Source organism: Trichocoleus sp. AS-A1, from assembly GCF_039962015.1.
Lineage (GTDB): Bacteria > Cyanobacteriota > Cyanobacteriia > Cyanobacteriales > FACHB-T130 > FACHB-T130.
The window spans coordinates 180,035-201,135 of record NZ_JAMPKG010000008.1 but is presented as its reverse complement, the minus strand read 5'-3'; the positions used below and the strand labels follow the sequence as shown (position 1 = coordinate 201,135).

Here is a 21,101-nt window from a genome sequence, read left to right as displayed (position 1 = left end):
AGGCATCAATCACTTTTTGGCGTAGGTCAAGCGAGTAGGCTTTCATGATCGGCGATTGTCTGGCAGGCTGGGCTACTCCCTTACTGTATGCCATCCAACTGAGAACCGCTATAAATTCTGAGCGACACAAATTAATTAATCGCCATTACAACAACCAATTTATCTAAACTCTGAAATTAGACATGAAGAGTTTACCTGCTGTAGAGGCAAGCGTAACTCCCAGCGCTGTACTAACTCATCAAACGATGAACGACAAAATACTACAGCTCTCTCTACACAAGGAGGAAAGCTGTAGGAGCCGTTGTTCAAAGAACTTGACTTGAGTTATAGATTGCCGAACATTAGCTATGTTTCAGTAGGCACCATTGTCTTTGGGGGAAACGACAACGCCAATTGTTTTTACAACTAGCCACAAATCTAGCCAGAAATTCCTGGCATTGACGTAATAGACATCTATCTGGACTCGGCGCGGATAAGGGATGTCATTGCGCCCAGAAACTTGCCATAATCCGGTGATTCCAGGTCGAATCGTCAGCACTTTGTCAATGTGATGCCCGTATTTTGACAACTCCTCGGCAACGAGAGGTCTTGGCCCGACAACGCTCATGTCCCCTTTTAGAACGTTCCAGAATTGGGGAAACTCATCCAGGCTAGTCACCCGTAGGAATTTACCAATCCATGTAATTCGAGGGTCGTCTTTGAGTTTGAAATTATCCTCGAATTCCTGACGCAGATGGGGTGAGGTTGCCATCATTTGCACCAACACTTCGTCTGCATTTGGCACCATCGTTCTGAATTTGAGACAGCCAAAAGGCTGATGATTTTTCCCGATTCGTTCCTGGACATAAAAAATGGGACCTCGTGTGCTCAGAGCAATCAGCAAGGCCAACAGCAGGTAAACCGGAGAAAACAAAATCAAAACCGACAGTGAAAACAGAACATCAAAACATCGCTTAGCGAAATCTCGGTCTAGACGCTGTAGGGGGAGGTCTCGCTGTTTGCTCAAACCTCTGGGCCTACCTGTCGGCGCGAGTGGTTGAAAACCTCGCTTCACGAACGCCCACAACATCTTGCCGGAGATAAGTTGGCTTTCGGCAGTCATCTTACTCCTTCACTTCACACCACACAGTCCCGATCATAAAGCCACAAGACGCCTGAAGACAGCTAATGGAGTCCCAGAAAGTAGAATTTGGTCATTAGTCATGGGTCATTGGTCATTAGTCATGGGTTTTTAGCAATCGGCTAAAGAGCATGACTGATGATTAGGGACGAATGGCTGAGGATGACTGAAATTCTTGATAACAGCTCTCTAGAAAGGCTAGATAGCGCTTCTGGAAAGTTTGAGGGGCGAACTGAGAAGCGCGGACTCTAGCAATCTCCGGATTAAATAATCCTTGCGATGCTTCAAAGGTTTTTACCGCTTCTATCAAAGCCGCTTCTGTTTGGGCTGGAAAAAATAAGCCAGTTCCCTGTGTCGGGTGTTCCCGAATATCCAGAACGGTTTCTAATGCCCCACCAGCACCATAGGCGATCGCAGGAGTGCCACAAGCTTGGGCTTCTACCAACGCCATGCCAAAGTCTTCACAGGCTGCATATACAAATGCTTTTGCTTGAGCCATATACTGCTCAACAACATCATCTGGTTGTGACCCTAGCACTTTTACATTGGGTTTCGCTAGCTGGCGCATTTCGTCAAGTTCCGGCCCCGTGCCAATCACCACAAGCGGGCGTCCCAGTTGGTTAAAAGATCGGACAATTAAAGATACTTGCTTGTAACTCACCAGCCGGGAAACGGTGAGGTAAAAATCTTCTTTCTGGGGCTGAAAGGAAAACCGCTCGATATTGACGGGTGGATAAATGACTTCTGCTTGCCGCCGATAGCAGCGCCAGATGCGACGTGCGGTGTGTTGGGAGTTGGCGATGAAATAATCAACGCGGTTTGCGGAGAGTACATCCCACTGACGCAGTTGATGGAGTAGATACCGAGTCAGGATGCCTGGGAGACCCCGTCCTAGTCGGCTACTGTCTAAGTAATCAAAAGTTAAATCCCAGGCGTAGCGCATGGGCGTATGGCAGTAGCAGATATGCAGTTGTTGCGGGCTGGTGAGGACTCCTTTGGCGACAGCGTGGGCAGAGGAGAGAATGACGTCATAGTCGCGTAAGTCTAGCTGTTCAATCGCTAGTGGTAGTAGAGGGAGATATTTTTGGACGCCACTGCGGGCTTTCGGGAAGTGTTGCAGGAATGTGGTGCCAATGGGGCGATTGAAGAGATAACTTTCGGGATTGGTGGATTCAAAGTCAATTAGGGCATAGAGGTCGGCATCAATGTGCTTGAGGATTTCCCGGACAACAAGTTCTGACCCGCCAGTAGCTTGGGGGGTCAACCATTCATGGACGAGGGCATACTTTAATGACAAAGCTGACTTCACAGTTGCGCGTACTTAAGGGCTGAGTGTAAATTTTACTCACTCCTCAGCCAGCGATCGCTAGCTCAAGAGCGATCGCTGTAGACTCTAAGTGCATTACCGCACTTTTGCACGCCTGACACTGGATTACAGGGAATTAAAAATAGACTTCCTAGAACTTAGCTTAGAAAAATAGCCTGATTCTTCTCTTCTACTACTTTTTTGAGCTTTAGAGAGCGAGTAGAAATCGCAGGCAGCTTTTGGTTAACTTCCACAGTAACTGTTTATTCCGTTTACTAAATTTTTTTCTGGATTATAGGATTTCTGCAATTTTTTAAATCCAGCGTCAACTGCGGGAAAATCCCTTTTTTTGAGAGCTGAAACATATTCGCGAGTTGCCTTACTACTCTCTCGATACATTCTAATAAAATCAGCTTGAAACTTTTTAAGCTTTGGATCGTTGACGCTAATATTTGTCATTTTTTGAGCTGATTTATCCCAAATCTCGGCTGTTTTAGCTAGCGCTTCTGGAGAGCTATTCTGACCTCCATTGGTCACGGTTTTGGTTTCATTCACCGTTTCATTGGTAATCTTGAAAATCTTTTGACACTGAGTGATTTTGCTTTCGGTGCAACTGACAATCGAGAAACTGACGGCGGCAGTCACGGGAAGGATGACAGCGTACCGACGAAGAAAGTGCATGAAAACTCTCCTGATGAGTTGATGGGTACTTCCACTTTATTTCCCTAGGATTGACAGCCAATCGGGATACGATGGCAAACCAGAGACCGAGATTAAGATTCGGTCTCTTCGGTTGCTTCAATGGCATCCACAAGGCGTTGTAAAGCTTCTGTTAGCTGCATCAACCGCACAAGAGAATCATCTTGGGTTTCTGCCAAGGTTTGCACCGCATCGCTTAAGGCAAAAATTTGATAGTGCTGCTGTTGGACTTGATGCCCCTGTTCTTGTACTTGAATGGTCAGGGCATCCACTCGGTCAGCAAGGCGGTTAATTGTCTCATTAGTGGCAATTACTGCCTCCCTAAGGTTTCCCTGTTGTTGTACTTGAATTGTGAGAGCATCTACTCGCTCGCCAAGACGGTCAATTGTGTCAGCGCTGGCAAGTACTGCCTCTGCAATTTGTTCAACAATCGATTCTAAACGACCTAATCTAACTTCCACTCCAGAATTATCCATGACGATGCTGATGCCATTGCCAAGCGTCAGCAACGATTTTACTCAGGTCTGCGTATTGCGGACACCAACCGAGGATTTTTTTTGCTTTATCGCTGCTGCCGACTAAAATAGGGGCGTCCCCGGCACGGCGATCGCGTTCTACTGCGGGAATCTCCCGACCTGTTACCGCCTTGGCTGTCTCAATCACTTCTCTGACTGAGAAACCGTTGCCATTTCCTAAGTTAAAGACATCGCTCGTTCCCCCTTGCAGGAGATACTCTAGCCCTAAAACGTGAGCATCTGCTAAGTCGCTGACGTGGATGTAGTCCCGAATTCCGGTGCCATCTGGGGTCGGGTAATCGGTGCCGAGAATGAAGATAGATTCCCGTTTGCCCAAAGCTGTCTGAAGTACCAGGGGAATCAGGTGCGTTTCTGGCTCGTGATCCTCACCGAGTAAGCCATCGGGATTCGCACCAGACGCATTGAAATAGCGGAACGCCACAGACCTGAAATCGTAGGCGAGATCAAAATCCGCCAGAATTTTCTCTACCATCCACTTACTCGTCGCGTAAGGACTGAGGGGATTTTGGGGATGGTGTTCGGTCATGGGAACTTCCTGGGGCATCCCGTAGATGGCGCAAGTGGAAGAAAAGACAAATTTCTTCACGTTTGCTGCCACCATTGCTTCTAGCAGTGTCAAAGTGCCAACGACGTTGTTCTGGTAGTATTTCGCGGGATCGGTGACGGACTCTCCCACCGCAATATAGGCGGCAAAGTGCATAACTGCCGCAATGTTGCGAGTGGCAAAGAGTTGGTCGAGGAGAGCGCGATCGCTCATATCTCCCACTACCAGTTCTACTTTGAGTACATTTTCCACCAATTCCCGATGTCCGTACACCAGGTTATCTAATACCACTACCCCATAGCCTGCCTTGATCAGCGCCAGTACGGCATGGGTTCCAATATATCCAGCTCCACCCGTCACCAGAATGGTTGGTTTGACTTGCGACACGTTCAATACCTTCTCAAACTTTGAATCAGTGCTTTATAAGGATAGCTAACTGAGGGCAATGCGTTGTCCTCGGTAAGAGAGCTTGTGTTCCTTATAAATACTTTCCTTCACCAAACTAGCGATCGCATACCTCTTTCGTCGGAAAATCGCACAGAAACGCGGAAGCATCCCCATTTCTGTGCGATTCAAAATTATATCTTAGAGATTTTTGCGGCTAAGCTTACAACCCAGCGCTTTAGTGACCTTGATTACTTTTGAGGGATCGCGCGATCGCTTTGTTGTCGGGGAACAAACAGGGTTTTAGAGCTTCCCGGTGGTTGATTGCGGCGATCGCGGCGTTCTTGACAGCGAGGCAACCTGTGTAAAATTGGCAGCTTTTCATCTTCGAGACTCTCTACCGTACACAAAATCGGTCTTTGATTTTCTGCACCCGCTACTGGTACAGGTGAGAGTGTATTTCCTTGAAAGTCTGTCACAATTTCTGTCTTGGGTTGGTTCCCAGGTTCCGGTTGGGGATTTGAACTGGGTATGGGGGTAGGAGTTGGCGCAGGACTTGGCACGGGAGTTGGTGCAGGACTTGGTGCAGGAATTGGCGCGGGAATTGGCGGTGGAGGAGTGGTATTGATCGTAATATTGCCCTGAACAGTTCCACCGGGGAAAGATTCGGGGGGCGAAATTGTCGAAGTGCCCGTGGTGATGGCTTGGGCAGTTCCATTCGTCGTGGGATCGCCAACAACAAATGGAGTCGAGGGGACTGGAACTCCCCCGTGATGATTGATATTAATGGCTCCACCCCCGCCCGTTCCTGTCGTGTTAATGCTGGGGTTGTTGTAGGTAAAAGTAACGAACTTATTATCAACGGTGAGATTCTGTCCCGCCGCGATATTTACATCACCGCCTTTGCCGCTGCCAAGACTCTGAGCATCGATGATTTTGGCGGCGATATCATTGCCAGCAATCAGCGTGATGTCACCGCCATCGCCAGAGGAAGAGCAAGAATTGCACTTAGAACTGGAGTCTATGGTTTCAGTCTTGATATTGCCTCCGGCGCTAATTGCGATCGCGCCGCCAGTCCCAGAAGCAGCCGTGCCAAAGTTATCAGAAGAGGAAAAGATATCTCCGGTTGTAATATTTCCCGATGGGGCGCTGAGGGTAATTGCACCTGCATTACCAGCGCGATTACGAGAGTCTAAATTGTAAACTTGATTAACTGGATCGGCGGCATTAATAGAACCGCTGGTGCTGCTAATACTTATATTTCCACCAGACGACTGAATGGTTTGAACATTAATATCACCCGGTGCCGACAAGGTAACATTTAAAGGTTCCGCTGGTCCCAATAAATCATCAGATTTAATGGTTCCTGCAACTGTAATCGTTCCAGCTGAGGTAGGAGATTTCACAAAGGTTGTGTAGGAGGGATTTGCGCCTGCATCGTCAAAATATTCGGGAGGGGCACCCGGAAAGGGTTCGGTGAAGGGTACGTTATCAGTTGTCCCAGTCGCACCTGCTTGTAAAATCAGGGCACGACTATTAGGATCTACCTCTGGATCGATCGCATTAATGACGATATCTCCACTAATCGTAATTTTTCCGGCTGCGATTATCTTCAGGGAAGCGCCCGTATAAGAATCAAGCATGACATCGCCATCAGACGTAATGATGGGGTCATAAATACTTTGAAACTTGCCGCCAGCTCCCGATAAGTTGAGAATTGAGAAATTCCGCCCTGCTGAATAGTGAGCATCTCCAGAAATCACTCCATCACTGATTAAACTGAGATTGCCGCCACTTTGAAAGGGTGTTTCTGGGTGATTCAGCGCCAAAATATCAACTGCTTGATTGCCTTGAACGGTGAGATTCCCTCCCGCCTTCGCTACAAAAGGGGTCGCGACGCTATCCCGCACTCGCACGGTATCTTTTGCCAGCAAATTCATATCCCCAGATGTGTGTATCTGGCTTTCAACTAGGGTCAAATTATGGTTGGCTGAAAGAGTTGCTGTTCCCGCATTGAGCTGACGGACTACCACATCCCCCGCTTCTACCTTGATACCAGAACCTGTTAGTTCTACCTCTCCTTTGCTATTTGTAGTCAGTCCAGTGGCATTTCCCGCTTTGCTACCTGTTAGTAGCTGGGGTAGAGAGGAAACTGTTGCGGTTGAGGACTGACTAGCATCAGGAGAAATGGGTTGAATCTCCAAACTTAGCAATTGTCCGGGTTGACTAATCCGGACTGTATTCTGACCCGGTACTGCTGCCACAATCAGTTTACCGCTTGGTGCTGACAGAGTTCCCTGGCTAACAACAGTGCCACCCAGCAAGGTAAGATTTTGCCCTTCTTTAACTGCTAGTTCTCCAGAGTTGACAATAGCACTCGGTTGAGCAGTATTAAACGAATAACTGCTGGGCATTCCCGTTAAGGTTGCGTAATTATTATCGCTGCTAGCCTTAAAAGAATTAGAGCCAAAACCAATCCCTGTAGCACTGGTTGCGGTAAAGCTTCCCGGCACATCCAATCTGGCATTGGCACCAAATATAATTCCCGATGGATTCATCAGGTATAAATTAGAATTTCCTCCGCTGACTTTAATTAAGCCATCAATGGTAGAGGGATCTCCACCCACTACTCTGCCTAAAATATTTTCAATTTTGGGATTAGAAATAAAGTTAGCTATTTGGTCTGCATTGAGGTTAAATTGCTCAAAGCTGTGGAAAAGGTTTGCTCCATCACCAGACAGTTTTCCTCCGCCGATATTGATTGTATTGCCTTCAGGAGCGGCAATTGTGCCCGTACCGTCTTGAGCTGGAACAATCGTTTCTGCCTGTGCCGGTTTCACAGCGATCGCTGGTGCAACGGCAAGTAAGCCAAGCAATACGCCAGAACTTTCAAAAGCTGATTTCATCTGGTGTTAACCCATTGGGGTCATGATTTATCCTGCTCCTCATTACCAGGATTGATAGAACTATCAGGATCTCAAACAGGCTTCATTAATAAATAAATAAAATATTTCTAAAAGCGAATTTTATTAAACTCTATTTGTGTAAATATAGGGATAAAAGTACTTTTATTGTGTACGCACAAATACGAATTAATAGCTAATTCTACGGTTAACCATGATTTCTATTTTTAAATAAAAATATATTTGTACTTTGGCAATGCTTTAATACTATAAAACCTGTGTAAATTTACTGAAAATCGAAAAGTTTTCCGGATTGACAGCTATAACGAAGAACTATTTAACAAGGCTTGTTGCAAGACAATTTTACATAGTTAAAACTACGTATATTCGCGGAGGATTAAAATTTCTATTTTTGGCAAAGGCTCTATTTCAGATTACAACTTATTCCTCGAGCTGAGACTGCCGGATTCGTTAGGGAACCAACAAATATTGAGTCTGTCAAATATTTGGGTTGTTAGCTCAGCTTCTAACCTTTCTCACTTCCAACCTTTTTTTGCAATTGCACAGTATTCTACGCCCAAAAATAAGTAAGCTCATTTGGTCATGCAATTGCGAACAATAAATCTCTTCTAATATTGAACAATGAGGTTTTTGGTATGAAACAACCAGTCTATTTCTTAACTCTCGCTTTCTGTGTTGCCTTAACGATTTCCTCACATCAAAAAGCTGAGGCGGCTGGAACTGTCGGGAACGGAACCGCTGCAAGTTGTACTGAAGCTGCTTTAGATACTGCTTTAGTAGGCGGGGGGACTGTAACCTTTAATTGTGGTTCTAGTCCGCATACGATTGTAGTGAAAGAAAAGGTACTTTCCGCGAATACAGTAATCGACGGACGAAGTGTAGTAACTCTCAGCGGAAATGGAACTAATCGGATTTTTTCCACTGATAGCCTCGTTCAATTGACCCTAAGAAATCTCACTATTGCGAATGGCTTTAGTACCGAAAATGGTGGCGGCGTTTATAGCGGCTACAGAGGTAAGTTAGTGGTACTGAACTGTACCTTTAACAACAACAAATCAACAATGCCGGGAGAGGCGGGAGGCGGTGCAATCTATAGTAAGAGTGAAAGTACAATTGTTGTAGATAAAAGCACTTTTACCGGAAATCAAGCTAGCCTCGGCGGAGCAATCTATGACTTGCTCAGCGACTTAACCGTAACGAATAGCACTTTCACGGGAAATACCGCTGGAATTGTGGCTCCTGGGGGGGCGGGTGGTGCCATTTATAATGATGGTGCGAATGGTAATTTAGGTAAAATTATTCTCCGGAACAACACCTTCACAAACAATATTGCCACCAATCAAGGTGGGGCTTTTTTTAATCAACTTTATAACAACAATACGACGACAATCGAAAATAACACCTTCTCTGGAAATAGCGTTACGGGCACTGGCGACAAAGGATTTGGCGGTGCTATTTTCGTGGTCGGTGGCACCACAACTGCCCCTAATTACACTGCCGGAACAAACAGCACTATTTTTGTAGTGAGGAACACTACTTTTTCTGGCAACATTTCTGCGAATCAGGGCGGGGGACTATGGACGGGAAATGACGTAAGCGCAGAAGTTTCTAATACTACTTTTTCAGGGAATCGTGCTGTGACTCCAGATGCCAAGGGGGGTCTAGGCGGCGCAATCATGAGAACCAGTGGCAAGATGACCATCAATAATGTCACGATTGCTAACAATTATGCTGGGTTTATGGGGGCTGGTATTTTTGGCAGCAGTCCAGATATAACCCTGAAAAATACAATCATCGCTAACAATAAGGCGGACAATGGGGGGAATACCTGGAATATTAAACAGAATTGTTCTGACGAAATGACTAATGGCGGCAACAATATCCAATTTCCCGCCAAAAACCCAAACGATCCCACTGACAAAAACTGCGCGGTTGGCATCACGATTGTTGAACCAATGCTAGGTGCACTTTCTGCGACTGGTGGTTTGACTCAGACTCTACCCTTATTAGCAGGGAGTCCAGCGATTAATACAGGAAATAACGCGACTTGCTTGGCAACGGATCAACGAGGTGTTGCCAGACCGCAAGGTGGTGTTTGCGATATCGGAGCATTTGAAGCAAAATAATCAGATGGGTAGTTGGTAACGGGATGTAATTTACCAATTACCGATTTTCAAACTATCTAGTGCTTGGAGCCAAAAACAAGAAGAAAAAAGCACTTTTTCTTCTTGTTTTTGGCTCCTGTATTTTTATGTCTAAGCTTTGACATTTGCAGATTGTTACTAAATAGTCAGCGCAACAAGTGCAAGACTAGGAGATAGTTAAAGGTACTGCTCTTTTCTAGTCAACATCATGCTAGATACGCTGGACTTGGATCTTTGCCTCGATAAAAATATCTATGATTCTCAGATTGAGACGCTAATGCGTCAAGTGCGATCGCTCCAAAAGGCTTGCTGGGACAAAAAGCTACCCATGATTGTCGTGCTGGAAGGTTGGGCGGCAGCGGGGAAAGGTGCTTTAGTAAAGAAAATGGTCAATTACATGGACCCGCGAGGGTTTACGGTTCACCCGATTTGGCCTCCCAACCAGGAAGAGCAACAATACCCTTTTTTGTGGCGCTTCTGGCGGAGACTGCCAGTAAAGGGCAGTATTGGGATTTTTTATCACAGCTGGTACACCCATGTTTTAGAAGACCGGCTGTTTGCACGAATCGAGGACTCAAAAATCCCAAGCGTGATGGCCCAGATAAACGCCTTTGAGCGCCAACTGGTGGATGATGGAAATGCGATCGCTAAATTCTGGATTCATCTAAGCCGCAAAGAATTAAAGCACCGACTCAAAGAATATGCCAAAGATCCGTTAGACGCTTGGCGGGTGCGTCCAGAAGACTGGAAACAAGAGAAACACTACGGCAAATATGTAGATTATGCCGAAGAAATGCTCGTCCAAACCAGCACTGGCTCCGCCCCCTGGACATTAGTTGAGGGCAACTGCCAACGCTGGGCGCAGGTCAAAGTCCTCACCCAATTCGCTGCCACTCTTACAGAAACCCTCGACCAACTTCACATCCGGACGCCTATCACCCCTGTACCCCCTCAAAAACACCTCAACCCAGCAGAGCCGGATCTCTTAGCGCAAGTCGATCTCAATCTTGCTCTCTCCAGGGATGAGTACAAAAAGCAGTTACGCGATGCCCAAGTAGAACTGCTGAAGCTTCAGATGAAGATTCACAAACATCAAGTGCCCGTCTTGGTGCTGTTTGAAGGTTGGGATGCGGCTGGGAAAGGAGGAGCCATCAAACGCTTAACCGATGTCCTCGACCCCCGCAGTTATGCCGTTCATCCCTTCGCAGCACCTACGGATGAAGAGAAAGCGCATCACTACCTCTGGCGGTTCTGGCGGTGGTTGCCAACAGCAGGGACAATTGGAATTGATGACCGCAGCTGGTACGGGCGAGTGTTAGTAGAGCGTGTTGAAGGTTTTGCCACAGAACTGGAATGGCGCAGAGCCTACCAGGAAATCAATGAGTTTGAGAGCCAACTGACGAATGCAGGCTACGTTTTGGTCAAGTTCTGGCTGCATATTAGTCCTGAAGAACAGTATCAGCGATTCATATCGCGTCAGAATGACCTCTTTAAAGAATACAAACTCACCGCCGAAGATTGGCGAAATCGGGACAATTGGGCTTTCTATGAAGTGGCAGTCAATCAAGCAATTCAGCGGACGAACACTCCTAACGCTCCCTGGACAATTGTTGCTGCGAATGATAAATACTATGCCCGTGTTAAGGTAATTCAAACCGTAACCGAGGCAATTCGGGCAAAATTGAAACGTCAATAAGAGGCAATCGGTAATCGCTGGTGAATAGTCGTTACCAATTACCCATTACCAATTACCCATTACCAATTACCTACTATGTTTTTACTACTAACGCGGGTTCTGCTGTGGCTGCTGATTGGCACCTTAGTCTACTTTTTGTTAGTGCGATGGATTCCCAAACAATATCTCGCTTGGTTGGGCGGGCTGCTGTTGTTTGTCATCATGGTGATGGCGTTTTACAACCCCAATGAAAGGTTGGTATCGAGTGCCTGGAACATTCTTTCGTTTCCGCTCAAACCGTTGGGGTTGTCGATTATGCTTTTGTTGTTCGCCATCGGCGGAGTGAAAAAGAATGCGCTAACAGGCGTAGCTTGGAACCAACTTAGGATAGCCTTCTTCGTTTTGTTGTTGTCTAGTTTGCCAATCGTTGCCTACTGGCTGGCTCAGCAAGCGGAAGTGGAGGCGATTCAACTGGAGCAACGACGCCAACTGATTTGTCAAACTCAATGTCCGGCTGATATTACGCCGACCGGCTCTCAAATTGTGGGGGCGATTGTGGTGCTGGGGCGAGGGACGACACAACCCAATCTTCCCTACCGGACGCAGATTCAATTAACTGATACAGGCGATCGCATTCTATACTCTGCTCAGCTGTATCAAGAACAGCTACGGAGCGGTAATGACCCCTTAGTGATTGTCAGTGCAGGACCTAGAGCGGAGTTGACAGGAAATCAAGATAGTGTTACCGAGGCTAACGATGTCGCGGCGCTGCTGGTCAGGATGGGTGTACCCCGCAACCGAATTGTGATTGAACCGCGTGGGGTTGATCTCCGCACCAGTGCGGTCAGAGTTGAGGAAATCTTGAGGCAGCGCGGTATTCGATCGCGCCGGATTATTCTCGTTGCCTCCGGCTTAAATATTCGCCGTGCCAACCTTACGTTTGCCAATTTGGGCGTCACGGTCATTCCCAGAGCTACAGATTTCTTTACCTTTCAAAGTGGGGCAACGCCTGCCCGACGCATCACCGTCACGGATTTTGTTCCCACCGTGGAAGCGCTAGTCACGACAACGCGAGTGGTAGAAGAATATCTCACTTTCATCTACTACTTCTTACGCGGCTGGTTGACACCCCTCGTTTTATAGAAGCAGCACGAGCGCCAATTCGTCTACGATGGTTTGGGATTGGATGTTAGGCGAAAGCTTCTTGCAGGTTGCAAGAAAGTTTTTTGTCTGTTGCCTTTTCTCAGTTTTTAATCCTCAGTCCTCACAGAATGGCTCACTCTCGGCTGCAAAAATTGGGTGCTTATCTGCGTCCCCACTGGCGACAGGCTACCTTAGGCGTTATCGCGCTGTTTGTTGTGAATGCAGTGGGCGTTTATATCCCTTTGCTGATTCGAGATAGCGTTGACGAACTCCGCCAAGCGTTCGACTTCGCTCAAATCTGGAAGTATGTAGCGCTAATCCTGATTCTGGCTTCGGCAATGTGGGTAGTGCGGATGGCTTCGCGCATCTTGCTGTTTGGAGTCGGGCGACAAGTAGAATTTGACCTGAAACAAAAGATTTTTCAGCATTTACTCACTCTGGAACCGTCTTATTTTGCTAGCAACACAGCGGGAGATTTGATTAACCGGGCGACTAGCGATGTGGATAATATCCGGCGTCTGCTGGGATTTGCCGTGTTAAGTTTGGCGAATACAGTTTTTGCCTACGGACTGACATTGCCGGTGATGCTGTCGATAAATTTGCAGCTGAGTCTGCTAGCGATCGCAGTCTATCCGTTTATGCTGATCGCTGTGCAGCTATTTAGCGATCGCCTACGGAACGAACAGCTGGTGTTACAAGAGGAACTCTCTAGCATCAGCGAATTGATTCAAGAGGATATGAGCGGGATTGGTCTGATTAAAATCTACGCTCAGGAGGAGAACGAACGCCGTGCCTTCTCTCGGTTAAATAATCGCCTGTTGCAAGCCAATATCCAATTAGCAAAGACCAGAAATGTCTTGTTTCCAATCATTCAAGGCATGGCTTTTATCAGCTTACTGATATTGCTATGGGTCGGAGCGCGGTCGATTGTGGCAGGTGCGATCACAATTGGCGATTTTCTGGCATTAATTCTCTATACTGAACGATTAGTTTTCCCCACCGCTTTACTGGGTTTTACGATTACTGCCTACCAACGAGGTGAGGTGAGTATCGACCGCATTGAGTCAATTCTGATGGCAGAAGCCAAAATTAAAGATTCTCCGAATGCACTCGCATTACCCATTGAAAAAGTAAGCGGTAAATTAACAGCGCGTCAACTCAGTTATACGTTTCCGGGAGCCGAAACTCCCGCGCTGAAGAATGTTAGCTTTACGATTGAACCAGGGGAAACCGTGGCGATTGTGGGACCAATTGGCTCCGGAAAATCGACACTTGCCAATGCCTTGCCGCGATTAGTGGATATTCCAAGCGATAGTTTGTTCGTAGATGGCAATGATATTACGCAGATAAAATTGCCCGATTTGCGCGGAGCGATCGCTTATGTCCCGCAAGACAGTTTTCTGTTCAGCACTACCATCAAAAACAACATTCGCTACGGCAATCCTCTGAGCGAACAGACAGAGATTATTAATGCTGCCAAGCAAGCGCAAATTCACCCGGAAATTCTCAATTTTCCCCAGCAATACGAAACCGTTGTGGGTGAGCGCGGCATTACCCTCTCAGGGGGGCAGCGACAACGGACGGCTCTCGCCCGTGCTTTGCTGATGGATTCCCCGATTCTGATTTTGGATGATGCTCTCTCCAGCGTTGATAATCAAACTGCCACAGCCATTTTGAATAATCTTTCGGAAGGCATCCAGCGCAAAACGGTTATTTTTATCTCTCACCAATTGTCTGCGGCTGCAACTGCCGATCGCATTTTTGTGATGGATCGAGGTCAAATTGTGCAGTCTGGGACTCATGCCGAACTTTTGCAACAACCTGGACTTTACCGTTCGCTTTGGAACCAGCACGAGCTAAAGGAAATCCTCAGCTAATTTTAGTGGCACTCAAGACGCGATCGCTATTTGAGTTTCTTGAGGTAATGCAATTTGATTCGTCGGGTTGGATGGTACTTCGGAAACGCTGGGTGTAAAGAACATTAAAGCCGAACCCAGCAGACAATTAACGCACATTTTTCCGATTCCTCCTCAAATAAAGCGGCTCTTGGAGTCATCTGTTTGAGGTTCATTTTACCCATACTTTTTAAAATGCCAGCACTGAAGTGATATGATTGCCCTACTCAATCGGTTCTGGTGGGGAGCAGCCACCAGAGGTAACGGGGAAAGTTCGGTGTAAAACCGTCGCTGTCCCGCAGCTGTAATGAGATCCGTCGTTTTGGTCTCTCAGCCAGAATACCCGCCGAGAGAAATTGATTTGCGAAATCTGCGAGGTACAGAATATGTCTAAAGATAGACGCTTTGCTTTCTTAAATCTGATGCAAAGCCGAACGGTAATTGTATTTTTGGTTTTAATTAGCACTTTCCTATGTGCCCAGCGGGCGATCGCTCACCATCCAATGGGTGGCAAGACGCCGTCTAATTTCTTTGAAGGGTTCTTTTCAGGGCTAGCCCACCCCTTGATTGGACTGGATCATTTTGCGTTTGTGGTGGCGATTGGATTACTGGCGGTTGGGCAAGTGCGGGGCGCGTTCATCCCAGCCGGGTTTGTATTGGCAGCACTGGCGGGAACTGGGATTCATTTACTCAATCTAGATTTACCGGCAGCTGAGATAGCGATCGCCGGTTCCGTGATTGTCTTTGGGGCGCTGCTGCTAACGCCAAACAAACCAAACTGGATGGTTCTTATAGCGCTGGGAGCGCTTGCTGGTTTATTTCACGGCTATGCTTATGGCGAGGCAATCGTCGGTGCTGGTATGACACCGCTTGTTGCTTACCTTCTGGGTTTCACTTTCATTCAATATGGCGTTGCCTTGGTTGCCATGCTGATTGGCAATGCAGTGAGCCGGAAATCTGCCACTCAACCTTTATCCTGGCAGCGATTTGCCGGTTTGGTTATCTGCTCGATTGGAGTGGTTTTCTTAAGTAATTCCGTCCTCGGTTAATGATAATCTCGCGCAAAGGTGCAAAGACGCTAACAGAAACTTTGCGTCTTTGCGCGAAATTTGAAAGGAAATTATCCTGATTGTGCAACACCAAAATTTAAGTGTGAAACGGCACGGTTACTAGCGGCAGAAACCCTAGTAGTATCCAATGCCAAAGCCATATGCTGGGTGAAGCTGACTCCTCTGATGGTGCCAGAAGCGCTTCGATTCTCTCCTCTAAACGATTTCGAGAGGTCATGGCACTGAACGCTGCACAGAAACTTTCAGACTGTACTGGCGAGACACTCACCACCAATAGCAGAGATTCTGCTAACAACAAGGGATCTACCTGTTGCGCCGCCCATCGATCCGCACGAAGTTCCCGCAATAGTAAAAGTTCTTGCCACAAAGCTTCTGTATTCGGCAACCAAGCAGTTATCTGGCGCACCCAGCCCAGCCAGAAAAACCAAAATGTATCTCGATAATAGTAATGCGCTTGTTCGTGGGCGAGAACTGCTTCTAGATGATCTCGATCGAGGGTTTCTAACAATCCCTGACTGACGACTAATTCAGGCTGCCAGAAACCAATTTGGGCGCTAAATAGAACGCTGGCATTGAGAAGGCGACCCAATTTACCTTCAAGCTCGATTTGGGGATAAGTGCGTGTCTGTTGTACCGAACGCCATCCTTCATGTGCCAGCTTTAGACATAAAATTCCGGCAACGCCTAAAAATCCCCAGGCGAAGGAGTAACTGAACCATCCGGCTTGCAGTCCTCCCATTTTTCCGTCTGCACCCATACAAATAACCGCGATCGCTGTCACGATCAATAGCAGTGGCGGAAACAAAAATAACCCAAAGGATCGTTGCCAGCGTTGCGTCCAAGTTCCCGATGGCTCTAACCCTGTGCATCTCAGACACCACGCCAATCCTAACGCCGTCAGAATCATCGCTAGATGCATGATTTTCCCTCCTCTCTCGCTTTGCGTGCGGATTGAAGACGAAGCGCGATCGCTTCTATTTGCTCTACGCTAGCGCTATCTAGGCTATCTGCAAAGGCGGCGACGACATCTGGGTTCCCCACTGCCAAAAACTGGTGTAACTGTTCGTGAGCTTTAATGACTTGCGCTTCTTCCCGCGATACCAAAGGTTGCCAGCAAAAGCTTCGTTCTTGTTTATCGCAAGCTAGCCAACCTTTTTGGGTCAGGCGACGCAGCACCGTAGTTACAGAAGTATAAGCTAACTCCCGGTCTGGGTCAGCCAGAATGCGATCGTGTACATCCTTAACGGTGGCAGAGCCGAGTTCCCAGACGATATTTAAAATCTCCGCTTCCAAAGGGCCAAGGGAAAGTTGTTTGGGACGGTAGTTAGGTAGAGGAACCATACATCTGAACTTTGTGCCTTGTGCAATCTCTGAATAAGCTTACACTCCAAACTTGCACTCTTGTTCAAGTTTGACAGCTTGTCTTTTGACGGCAACAACGACTCAACTCAAAATAATGGGGTTGCATCCCAATCAGAGCCAAATCTGCTGACATTGAGCCTGCGTAGGCAGGCTTTGTTTGTGTAGCCACAGACTTACAGCCTGTGAGCAATTGGCTACTAAATGACGGGTGTTACGCAGTGCTTTCTCAACATCTATGTTCTCAACGTCTATGTTATGAGTCGCCTTTCCCGCAGGATTGTCATCTTCAGCATTATCTTCAGCATTGTAATGGCACTGCTGAATTCGCCGTCGATGGCTCAAGCTCAGCCATTACAAATCACGCTAACGGCGAGTACCGATACAGATCAAATGAGCGCTGAGGACTTCTTCAAGCGCGGAGTTTACGAGGTATTGAGTGGAGATTACCTTGAAGCGATCGCTGATTTAAACCAAGCAATTCGGCTCAATCCCGATAATGCTCAAGCTTACACGAATCAAGGTCTTGCCCGCGCTGCCCTCGGAGATACGCAAGGAGCGATCGCTGACTTTAGCCAAGCAATTGAGATCGACCCCAGCCTCGCTTTAGCTTACTATAATCGGGGTTTTGTCCGCTCCCAACTACAAGATTATCCGGGAGCAATAGAAGACTTTAGCCAAGCGATTGAACTCAATCCTCAGGATGGCGATGCCTATCACTGTCGCTGTCTCATTCACTACACGCTGGGAGATAAGCAGGGAGTGAGAGCAGATTTTGAGAAAGCCACCGATCTCTATCTACAACAAGGGAAACGACAACAATATCAAAGTTTACTACAAGAAATTAAAGAGCTTCATTCGTCAAGTCATTTTCTGGTTTCTTAATCATTTGTTACCTTGAATCATCCATGCGATCGCTAAAGCTCGAAGCAATTAGCTAAAACGATTATTAACTAAAACTTTATTGAAAAAAATATATGAATAAACACTTACTGTTCAATAGCTTTTTGGTAGCGAATGCTGTAGCAGTATTAGTTTGCCATCCAGTTCTAGCTGAAGTTACGCAAGTCACTAGCATTCGTTTAATTCCAACAAGTAACGGCATTCAGGTAATTTTAGAAACTACGGGTGGTACACTTTCTCAAATTTTGACATCCAGCAACAACGATATCTTTACCGCTAACATCATCAATGCTCAGTTGAGCTTACCCGAAGGAAATCGTTTCTATCAAAACAACCCTACTGATGCAATTACTGCTGTATCTGTTACTCCTTTGGATTCTAATAGTATTCAGGTAGTCATAATTGGAAAGGCTGGGATTCCGCCCGGAGAAGTTAATCAAAGTGATTCCGCGCTTATTTTCAACCTAGATAATACTACTGATTCCATAGCATCTGAGCCTGATAGCGAGTCTGATGAAACGCCTGAAGCATTTGAATCAAGCGAGTTGGCAACTGAGCCAGAAGTTCAAGTAGGAACAAATGAAGAAATTGAATTAGTCGTAACGGCGAAAAGAGAAATTTTTCCAGAAACATCTACGCCCGTCTATACAATTAATCAAGAAGAAATTCAAAAGCAAGGCGCTAATAGTGCAGCGGAAGTCTTGAGAGGACTCCCTGGATTTGCCATTAATGATGCCGGTTTCGGGGCAGATATTCATACTGGCACTTACTACCGGGGACATTCGATTAATCAGTCTGTTTTTCTCCTCAATGGCAGACCTATCAACACGAATATTAATACTTATCATGGTGCTACCGACCTTAATAGTATTCCAGTAGAAGCAATCGAAGAAGTGGAATTATCCAGCGGCACCAGTTCTACTTTATATGGTTCGGAAGCTTTTGGAGGAGTTGTTAATATCATCACCAAACAAGGACAAGAAGGTCCTAGACTCAATGCTTTAGTTGAATATGGCTCTTTTAATCAGTCTAACTATCGGATTAGCTATGGCGGTTCTGTTGACAATCTAAGATTTAATCTTGGCTATGAAGATTACGAGGCAGATAATCGTTATGCTGTCCCTAAAGGTGCAGCTAATCGGGATTCCGAAGGTCTTCTATTTAACGGAGATACCGCAACTAGTAACTACTTTGGTGGGATCTCACTAGATTTGAATTCTAGGAATACTCTTAGTTTAGATGCTTCTAAAATTAGCAGTCGTCGTGGGTTACTTTATTTTGGGTTTCCTCTGCAAAAAGACAGATTAGACCACGATGCTTTTAATATTGGGTTATCTTGGAAGACTTTGCTAGGAGAAGGTGAAGATTCTGTTCTGAAAACGACACTTTCCTATAATCAAGATTACTTTAACACTTATGGCCCAACTCAAAATATCTTCTACCGGACTGGTACCCTAAATTCCCAAGCTCTCAATGCTAGGGTAGAACATCAGTGGCAAACATCTCCTCGAAATACTCTAACTTGGGGATTCGATGTACAAAATAGTTATTTGAATGGGGATGTGTTAAGTACGGTTCCAAATCAGATTGCCCTTAACGAAACTGAAAATCGAGATAGATTTCATACAGCAATATTTGCTTTAAATACTTGGAAAATAAGCAACTCATTACAGGCAGATTTTGGTCTGCGACAAAATTTTAATAGTGACTTTGGGAGCTATTTGAATCCCAGTGTCGGGGGACGGTGGGCTGTTACTCCAACGGTGGCTGTGCGGGGCAGTTGGGCTTCGGTTCAGCGCAATCCTGGATTAGATCAATTGTATGTTTTTGATACGGTTCATAACTGGTTGCCGAACCCGGATCTAAATCCAGAAACCGGCTCTTCTTGGACGGCTGGAGTCGATATCCAGTTTTTAGAAAATTTGGCAGGACAGTTTACCTATTTCGGCAGCCGTTTAGATAATCGCCTCGGAGTTATATCAGGTCGTTGGGCGAATATTGGGCTGGTAAATACAAATGGTTTAGAAGCCGCATTACGGTGGCAAATGACTCCGCAATGGTCAACTTTTCTCAACTATACCTATACAGATGCGCGAATCGAGACAGGATTGGAGAAAGGATTACAACTAGGTTTAATTCCTTACTCAGTAGGACAATTCGGGATTGGTTATGCGAGTGGAGGATGGCAACTGAATCTATATGCAAGTTACCACGGCGGGGCACGGAGAGCTTTCTTTAATAATCCTGGCGAGAGTAACAAAGATTTTTCCCCGTCCTTTTTAAATTTAGATTTAAGCGGTCGGATTCCGATTACTAAGAATTTTGGGATTACAGTGAATTTAGAAAATTTGGCTGATGTAAAGTACGAGAAAGCTAATCGAATCTATCACCCCGGTTTAACTTTACGAGTTGGCTTACAGTCCAATTTTTAAAAATTTTGGATAGGTATTGGATAGGGTAAGAGTAGAATTTTACTGCTTTTTGTCAGAGCGATCGCTTAACGCAATCCTGTCATCATCCCGAAATTACCTCCTTGAGATAGAGGTATTTATACCGCTAGACAGGTGTAATTTTTGATGAAAGCGCAACTTTCTACCGAAATTGATTGAATTATGGCTCTTTATCGTCGAAATTTCCTGTTTCTGCTAGGTGGCACTGCCGGAGCAGCCGTCATTGGGGCTTTCCCCGCAGCTTGTGCAGCTCAAACAACTCCAAAAAGTGAAAACCAGCAAGCACAGCAGCAGACACCGCAAGCACAACAGCAGGGGCAAACGGCAAATACTTTTACACTGCCGCCTTTACCTTATGCCTACAATGCTCTGGAACCCCATATTGATGAGGCGACGATGCGGTTTCACCATGATAAACACCATGCCGCCTACGTCAAAAACCTGAATGAAGCCGTGAATAAATACTCGCAACTCAAAGGCAAGAGTCCTGAAGAATTGCTTCGTGACATCAATAGCGTGCCAGAAGATATTCGTACTACAGTACGCAATAACGGCGGCGGTCACGTAAATCATACGATGTTTTGGGAAATCATGGCACCCAATGCTGGTGGAGCGCCGACGGGAAGAATTGCCGAAGCGATTAATCAAAGCTTTGGCAGTTTTGACGCTTTCAAAAAGCAATTTAATGAAGCCGGTAGCAAGCGTTTTGGCAGCGGCTGGGCTTGGCTGGTTCGCGGCAAGGATGGGAGGTTGCAAGTGATGAGTACGGCGAATCAAGATAGTCCGTTGATGGAAGGAATGTATCCGATTATGGGCAATGATGTCTGGGAACACGCTTACTATTTGAAATACCAAAATAAGCGTGCTGATTATTTAGATGCTTGGTGGAACGTCGTTAATTGGAATGCAGTAAACCAGCGATTTGAGAAAGCATCAGCTTAGTTGAATG

General features: G+C 46.3%; 19 protein-coding genes and 1 riboswitch. Of the genes, 9 read left to right on the top strand and 10 right to left on the bottom strand.

The genetic code is table 11. The annotated features are described in order from the left end of the window. Positions 1 to 352 precede the first annotated feature (352 nt). The 3 genes from NC994_RS08885 to NC994_RS08875 all read right to left on the bottom strand — a co-directional run bounded on the left by NC994_RS08885 (position 353) and on the right by NC994_RS08875 (position 2,981). A complete protein-coding gene (locus NC994_RS08885) occupies positions 353 to 1,102 on the bottom strand; it encodes a sugar transferase (protein WP_190432811.1) in 750 nt (249 codons plus the stop codon). 160 nt (positions 1,103 to 1,262) lie between these two features. Next, positions 1,263 to 2,429 carry a glycosyltransferase gene (locus tag NC994_RS08880; RefSeq protein ID WP_339380323.1) on the bottom strand — a complete coding sequence of 389 codons (1,167 nt, stop codon included), beginning with the start codon at positions 2,427 to 2,429 and terminating at the stop codon, positions 1,263 to 1,265. A gap of 240 nt (positions 2,430 to 2,669) precedes the next feature. Then, entirely contained in the window at positions 2,670 to 2,981 is a 312-nt protein-coding gene (locus NC994_RS08875) for a hypothetical protein (protein WP_190432809.1), read from the bottom strand. A 27-nt stretch (positions 2,982 to 3,008) separates the two neighbouring features. On the opposite strand from NC994_RS08875, the gene NC994_RS08870 reads away from it, so the two are divergent. Further along, positions 3,009 to 3,155, top strand: coding sequence for a hypothetical protein (locus NC994_RS08870; RefSeq protein WP_190432807.1), 147 nt, complete (start codon positions 3,009 to 3,011; stop codon positions 3,153 to 3,155). Positions 3,156 to 3,199: 44 nt separating this feature from the next. On the opposite strand, the gene NC994_RS08865 is transcribed toward NC994_RS08870, so the two are convergent. Genes NC994_RS08865 through NC994_RS08850 form a run of 4 tightly spaced genes read right to left on the bottom strand, consistent with a single transcriptional unit; the run spans position 3,200 to position 7,495 of the window. Further along, the gene (locus NC994_RS08865; RefSeq protein WP_190410684.1) at positions 3,200 to 3,601 is read right to left on the bottom strand and encodes a hypothetical protein; all 402 of its coding nucleotides are present in this window, start codon (positions 3,599 to 3,601) and stop codon (positions 3,200 to 3,202) included. Beyond that, complete coding sequence (gene galE, locus NC994_RS08860; protein WP_190432805.1) at positions 3,594 to 4,592, bottom strand: UDP-glucose 4-epimerase GalE; 999 nt, start codon at positions 4,590 to 4,592, stop codon at positions 3,594 to 3,596. Before galE ends, NC994_RS08865 begins: the two co-directional genes overlap by 8 nt. Positions 4,593 to 4,637: 45 nt before the next feature. After that, on the bottom strand, positions 4,638 to 4,781 hold the full coding sequence (locus NC994_RS08855) for a hypothetical protein (RefSeq protein ID WP_190410686.1): 144 nt from the start codon (positions 4,779 to 4,781) through the stop codon (positions 4,638 to 4,640). Positions 4,782 to 4,840: 59 nt separating this feature from the next. After that, on the bottom strand, positions 4,841 to 7,495 hold the full coding sequence (locus NC994_RS08850) for a filamentous hemagglutinin N-terminal domain-containing protein (protein ID WP_190432802.1): 2,655 nt from the start codon (positions 7,493 to 7,495) through the stop codon (positions 4,841 to 4,843). 653 nt (positions 7,496 to 8,148) lie between these two features. Between NC994_RS08850 and NC994_RS08845 the strand changes: the two genes are divergently transcribed. The 4 genes from NC994_RS08845 (at position 8,149) to NC994_RS08830 (ending at position 14,352) form a co-directional block, all read left to right on the top strand. Then, positions 8,149 to 9,639: a choice-of-anchor Q domain-containing protein gene (locus NC994_RS08845; protein WP_190432800.1), complete on the top strand. Its 1,491-nt coding sequence runs from the start codon at positions 8,149 to 8,151 to the stop codon at positions 9,637 to 9,639. A gap of 226 nt (positions 9,640 to 9,865) precedes the next feature. Further along, positions 9,866 to 11,353, top strand: coding sequence for a polyphosphate:AMP phosphotransferase (gene pap, locus NC994_RS08840; protein WP_190432797.1), 1,488 nt, complete (start codon positions 9,866 to 9,868; stop codon positions 11,351 to 11,353). A 75-nt stretch (positions 11,354 to 11,428) separates the two neighbouring features. Continuing rightward, positions 11,429 to 12,475 carry a YdcF family protein gene (locus tag NC994_RS08835; RefSeq protein WP_190432795.1) on the top strand — a complete coding sequence of 349 codons (1,047 nt, stop codon included), beginning with the start codon at positions 11,429 to 11,431 and terminating at the stop codon, positions 12,473 to 12,475. 128 nt (positions 12,476 to 12,603) lie between these two features. Continuing rightward, positions 12,604 to 14,352, top strand: a complete 1,749-nt coding sequence (locus NC994_RS08830) for an ABC transporter ATP-binding protein (RefSeq protein WP_190432793.1) — start codon at positions 12,604 to 12,606, stop codon at positions 14,350 to 14,352. Positions 14,353 to 14,364: 12 nt separating this feature from the next. Here NC994_RS08830 and NC994_RS08825 read toward each other — a convergent pair whose 3' ends face one another. Then, the gene (locus NC994_RS08825; protein WP_277881120.1) at positions 14,365 to 14,490 is read right to left on the bottom strand and encodes a hypothetical protein; all 126 of its coding nucleotides are present in this window, start codon (positions 14,488 to 14,490) and stop codon (positions 14,365 to 14,367) included. 95 nt (positions 14,491 to 14,585) lie between these two features. Then, a riboswitch (cobalamin riboswitch) is annotated at positions 14,586 to 14,736 on the top strand. 20 nt (positions 14,737 to 14,756) lie between these two features. Between NC994_RS08825 and NC994_RS08820 the strand changes: the two genes are divergently transcribed. Further along, positions 14,757 to 15,419, top strand: coding sequence for a HupE/UreJ family protein (locus tag NC994_RS08820; protein ID WP_190432791.1), 663 nt, complete (start codon positions 14,757 to 14,759; stop codon positions 15,417 to 15,419). A 97-nt stretch (positions 15,420 to 15,516) separates the two neighbouring features. On the opposite strand, the gene NC994_RS08815 is transcribed toward NC994_RS08820, so the two are convergent. Together NC994_RS08815 and NC994_RS08810 are read right to left on the bottom strand one after the other, a co-directional pair. Continuing rightward, entirely contained in the window at positions 15,517 to 16,359 is an 843-nt protein-coding gene (locus NC994_RS08815; protein ID WP_190432790.1) for a M56 family metallopeptidase, read from the bottom strand. Then, positions 16,350 to 16,781, bottom strand: coding sequence for a BlaI/MecI/CopY family transcriptional regulator (locus NC994_RS08810; RefSeq protein ID WP_190410694.1), 432 nt, complete (start codon positions 16,779 to 16,781; stop codon positions 16,350 to 16,352). The genes NC994_RS08815 and NC994_RS08810 overlap by 10 nt, the downstream gene beginning before the upstream one ends. Positions 16,782 to 17,003: 222 nt before the next feature. On the opposite strand from NC994_RS08810, the gene NC994_RS08805 reads away from it, so the two are divergent. The 3 genes from NC994_RS08805 (at position 17,004) to NC994_RS08795 (ending at position 21,094) form a co-directional block, all read left to right on the top strand. Continuing rightward, entirely contained in the window at positions 17,004 to 17,684 is a 681-nt protein-coding gene (locus NC994_RS08805) for a tetratricopeptide repeat protein (RefSeq protein ID WP_190428412.1), read from the top strand. Between the two features lie 92 nt (positions 17,685 to 17,776). Next, positions 17,777 to 20,134, top strand: coding sequence for a TonB-dependent receptor (locus tag NC994_RS08800; RefSeq protein ID WP_190432788.1), 2,358 nt, complete (start codon positions 17,777 to 17,779; stop codon positions 20,132 to 20,134). Positions 20,135 to 20,314: 180 nt separating this feature from the next. Next, entirely contained in the window at positions 20,315 to 21,094 is a 780-nt protein-coding gene (locus NC994_RS08795; protein WP_190410697.1) for a superoxide dismutase, read from the top strand. Positions 21,095 to 21,101: the final 7 nt, after the last annotated feature.

What these genes read in the sequence shown, in the direction of transcription:
- NC994_RS08810 (WP_190410694.1), bottom strand. Translation starts at nt 16,781, where the DNA reads ATGGTTCCTCTACCTAACTACCGTCCCAAACAACTTTCCCTTGGCCCT.
- NC994_RS08795 (WP_190410697.1), top strand. Translation starts at nt 20,315, where the DNA reads ATGGCTCTTTATCGTCGAAATTTCCTGTTTCTGCTAGGTGGCACTGCC.
- NC994_RS08830 (WP_190432793.1), top strand. Translation starts at nt 12,604, where the DNA reads ATGGCTCACTCTCGGCTGCAAAAATTGGGTGCTTATCTGCGTCCCCAC.
- NC994_RS08850 (WP_190432802.1), bottom strand. Translation starts at nt 7,495, where the DNA reads ATGAAATCAGCTTTTGAAAGTTCTGGCGTATTGCTTGGCTTACTTGCC.
- NC994_RS08825 (WP_277881120.1), bottom strand. Translation starts at nt 14,490, where the DNA reads ATGTGCGTTAATTGTCTGCTGGGTTCGGCTTTAATGTTCTTTACACCC.
- NC994_RS08815 (WP_190432790.1), bottom strand. Translation starts at nt 16,359, where the DNA reads ATGCATCTAGCGATGATTCTGACGGCGTTAGGATTGGCGTGGTGTCTG.
- NC994_RS08805 (WP_190428412.1), top strand. Translation starts at nt 17,004, where the DNA reads ATGACGGGTGTTACGCAGTGCTTTCTCAACATCTATGTTCTCAACGTC.
- NC994_RS08835 (WP_190432795.1), top strand. Translation starts at nt 11,429, where the DNA reads ATGTTTTTACTACTAACGCGGGTTCTGCTGTGGCTGCTGATTGGCACC.
- NC994_RS08845 (WP_190432800.1), top strand. Translation starts at nt 8,149, where the DNA reads ATGAAACAACCAGTCTATTTCTTAACTCTCGCTTTCTGTGTTGCCTTA.
- NC994_RS08800 (WP_190432788.1), top strand. Translation starts at nt 17,777, where the DNA reads ATGAATAAACACTTACTGTTCAATAGCTTTTTGGTAGCGAATGCTGTA.
- NC994_RS08885 (WP_190432811.1), bottom strand. Translation starts at nt 1,102, where the DNA reads ATGACTGCCGAAAGCCAACTTATCTCCGGCAAGATGTTGTGGGCGTTC.
- NC994_RS08820 (WP_190432791.1), top strand. Translation starts at nt 14,757, where the DNA reads ATGTCTAAAGATAGACGCTTTGCTTTCTTAAATCTGATGCAAAGCCGA.
- NC994_RS08865 (WP_190410684.1), bottom strand. Translation starts at nt 3,601, where the DNA reads ATGGATAATTCTGGAGTGGAAGTTAGATTAGGTCGTTTAGAATCGATT.
- pap (WP_190432797.1), top strand. Translation starts at nt 9,866, where the DNA reads ATGCTAGATACGCTGGACTTGGATCTTTGCCTCGATAAAAATATCTAT.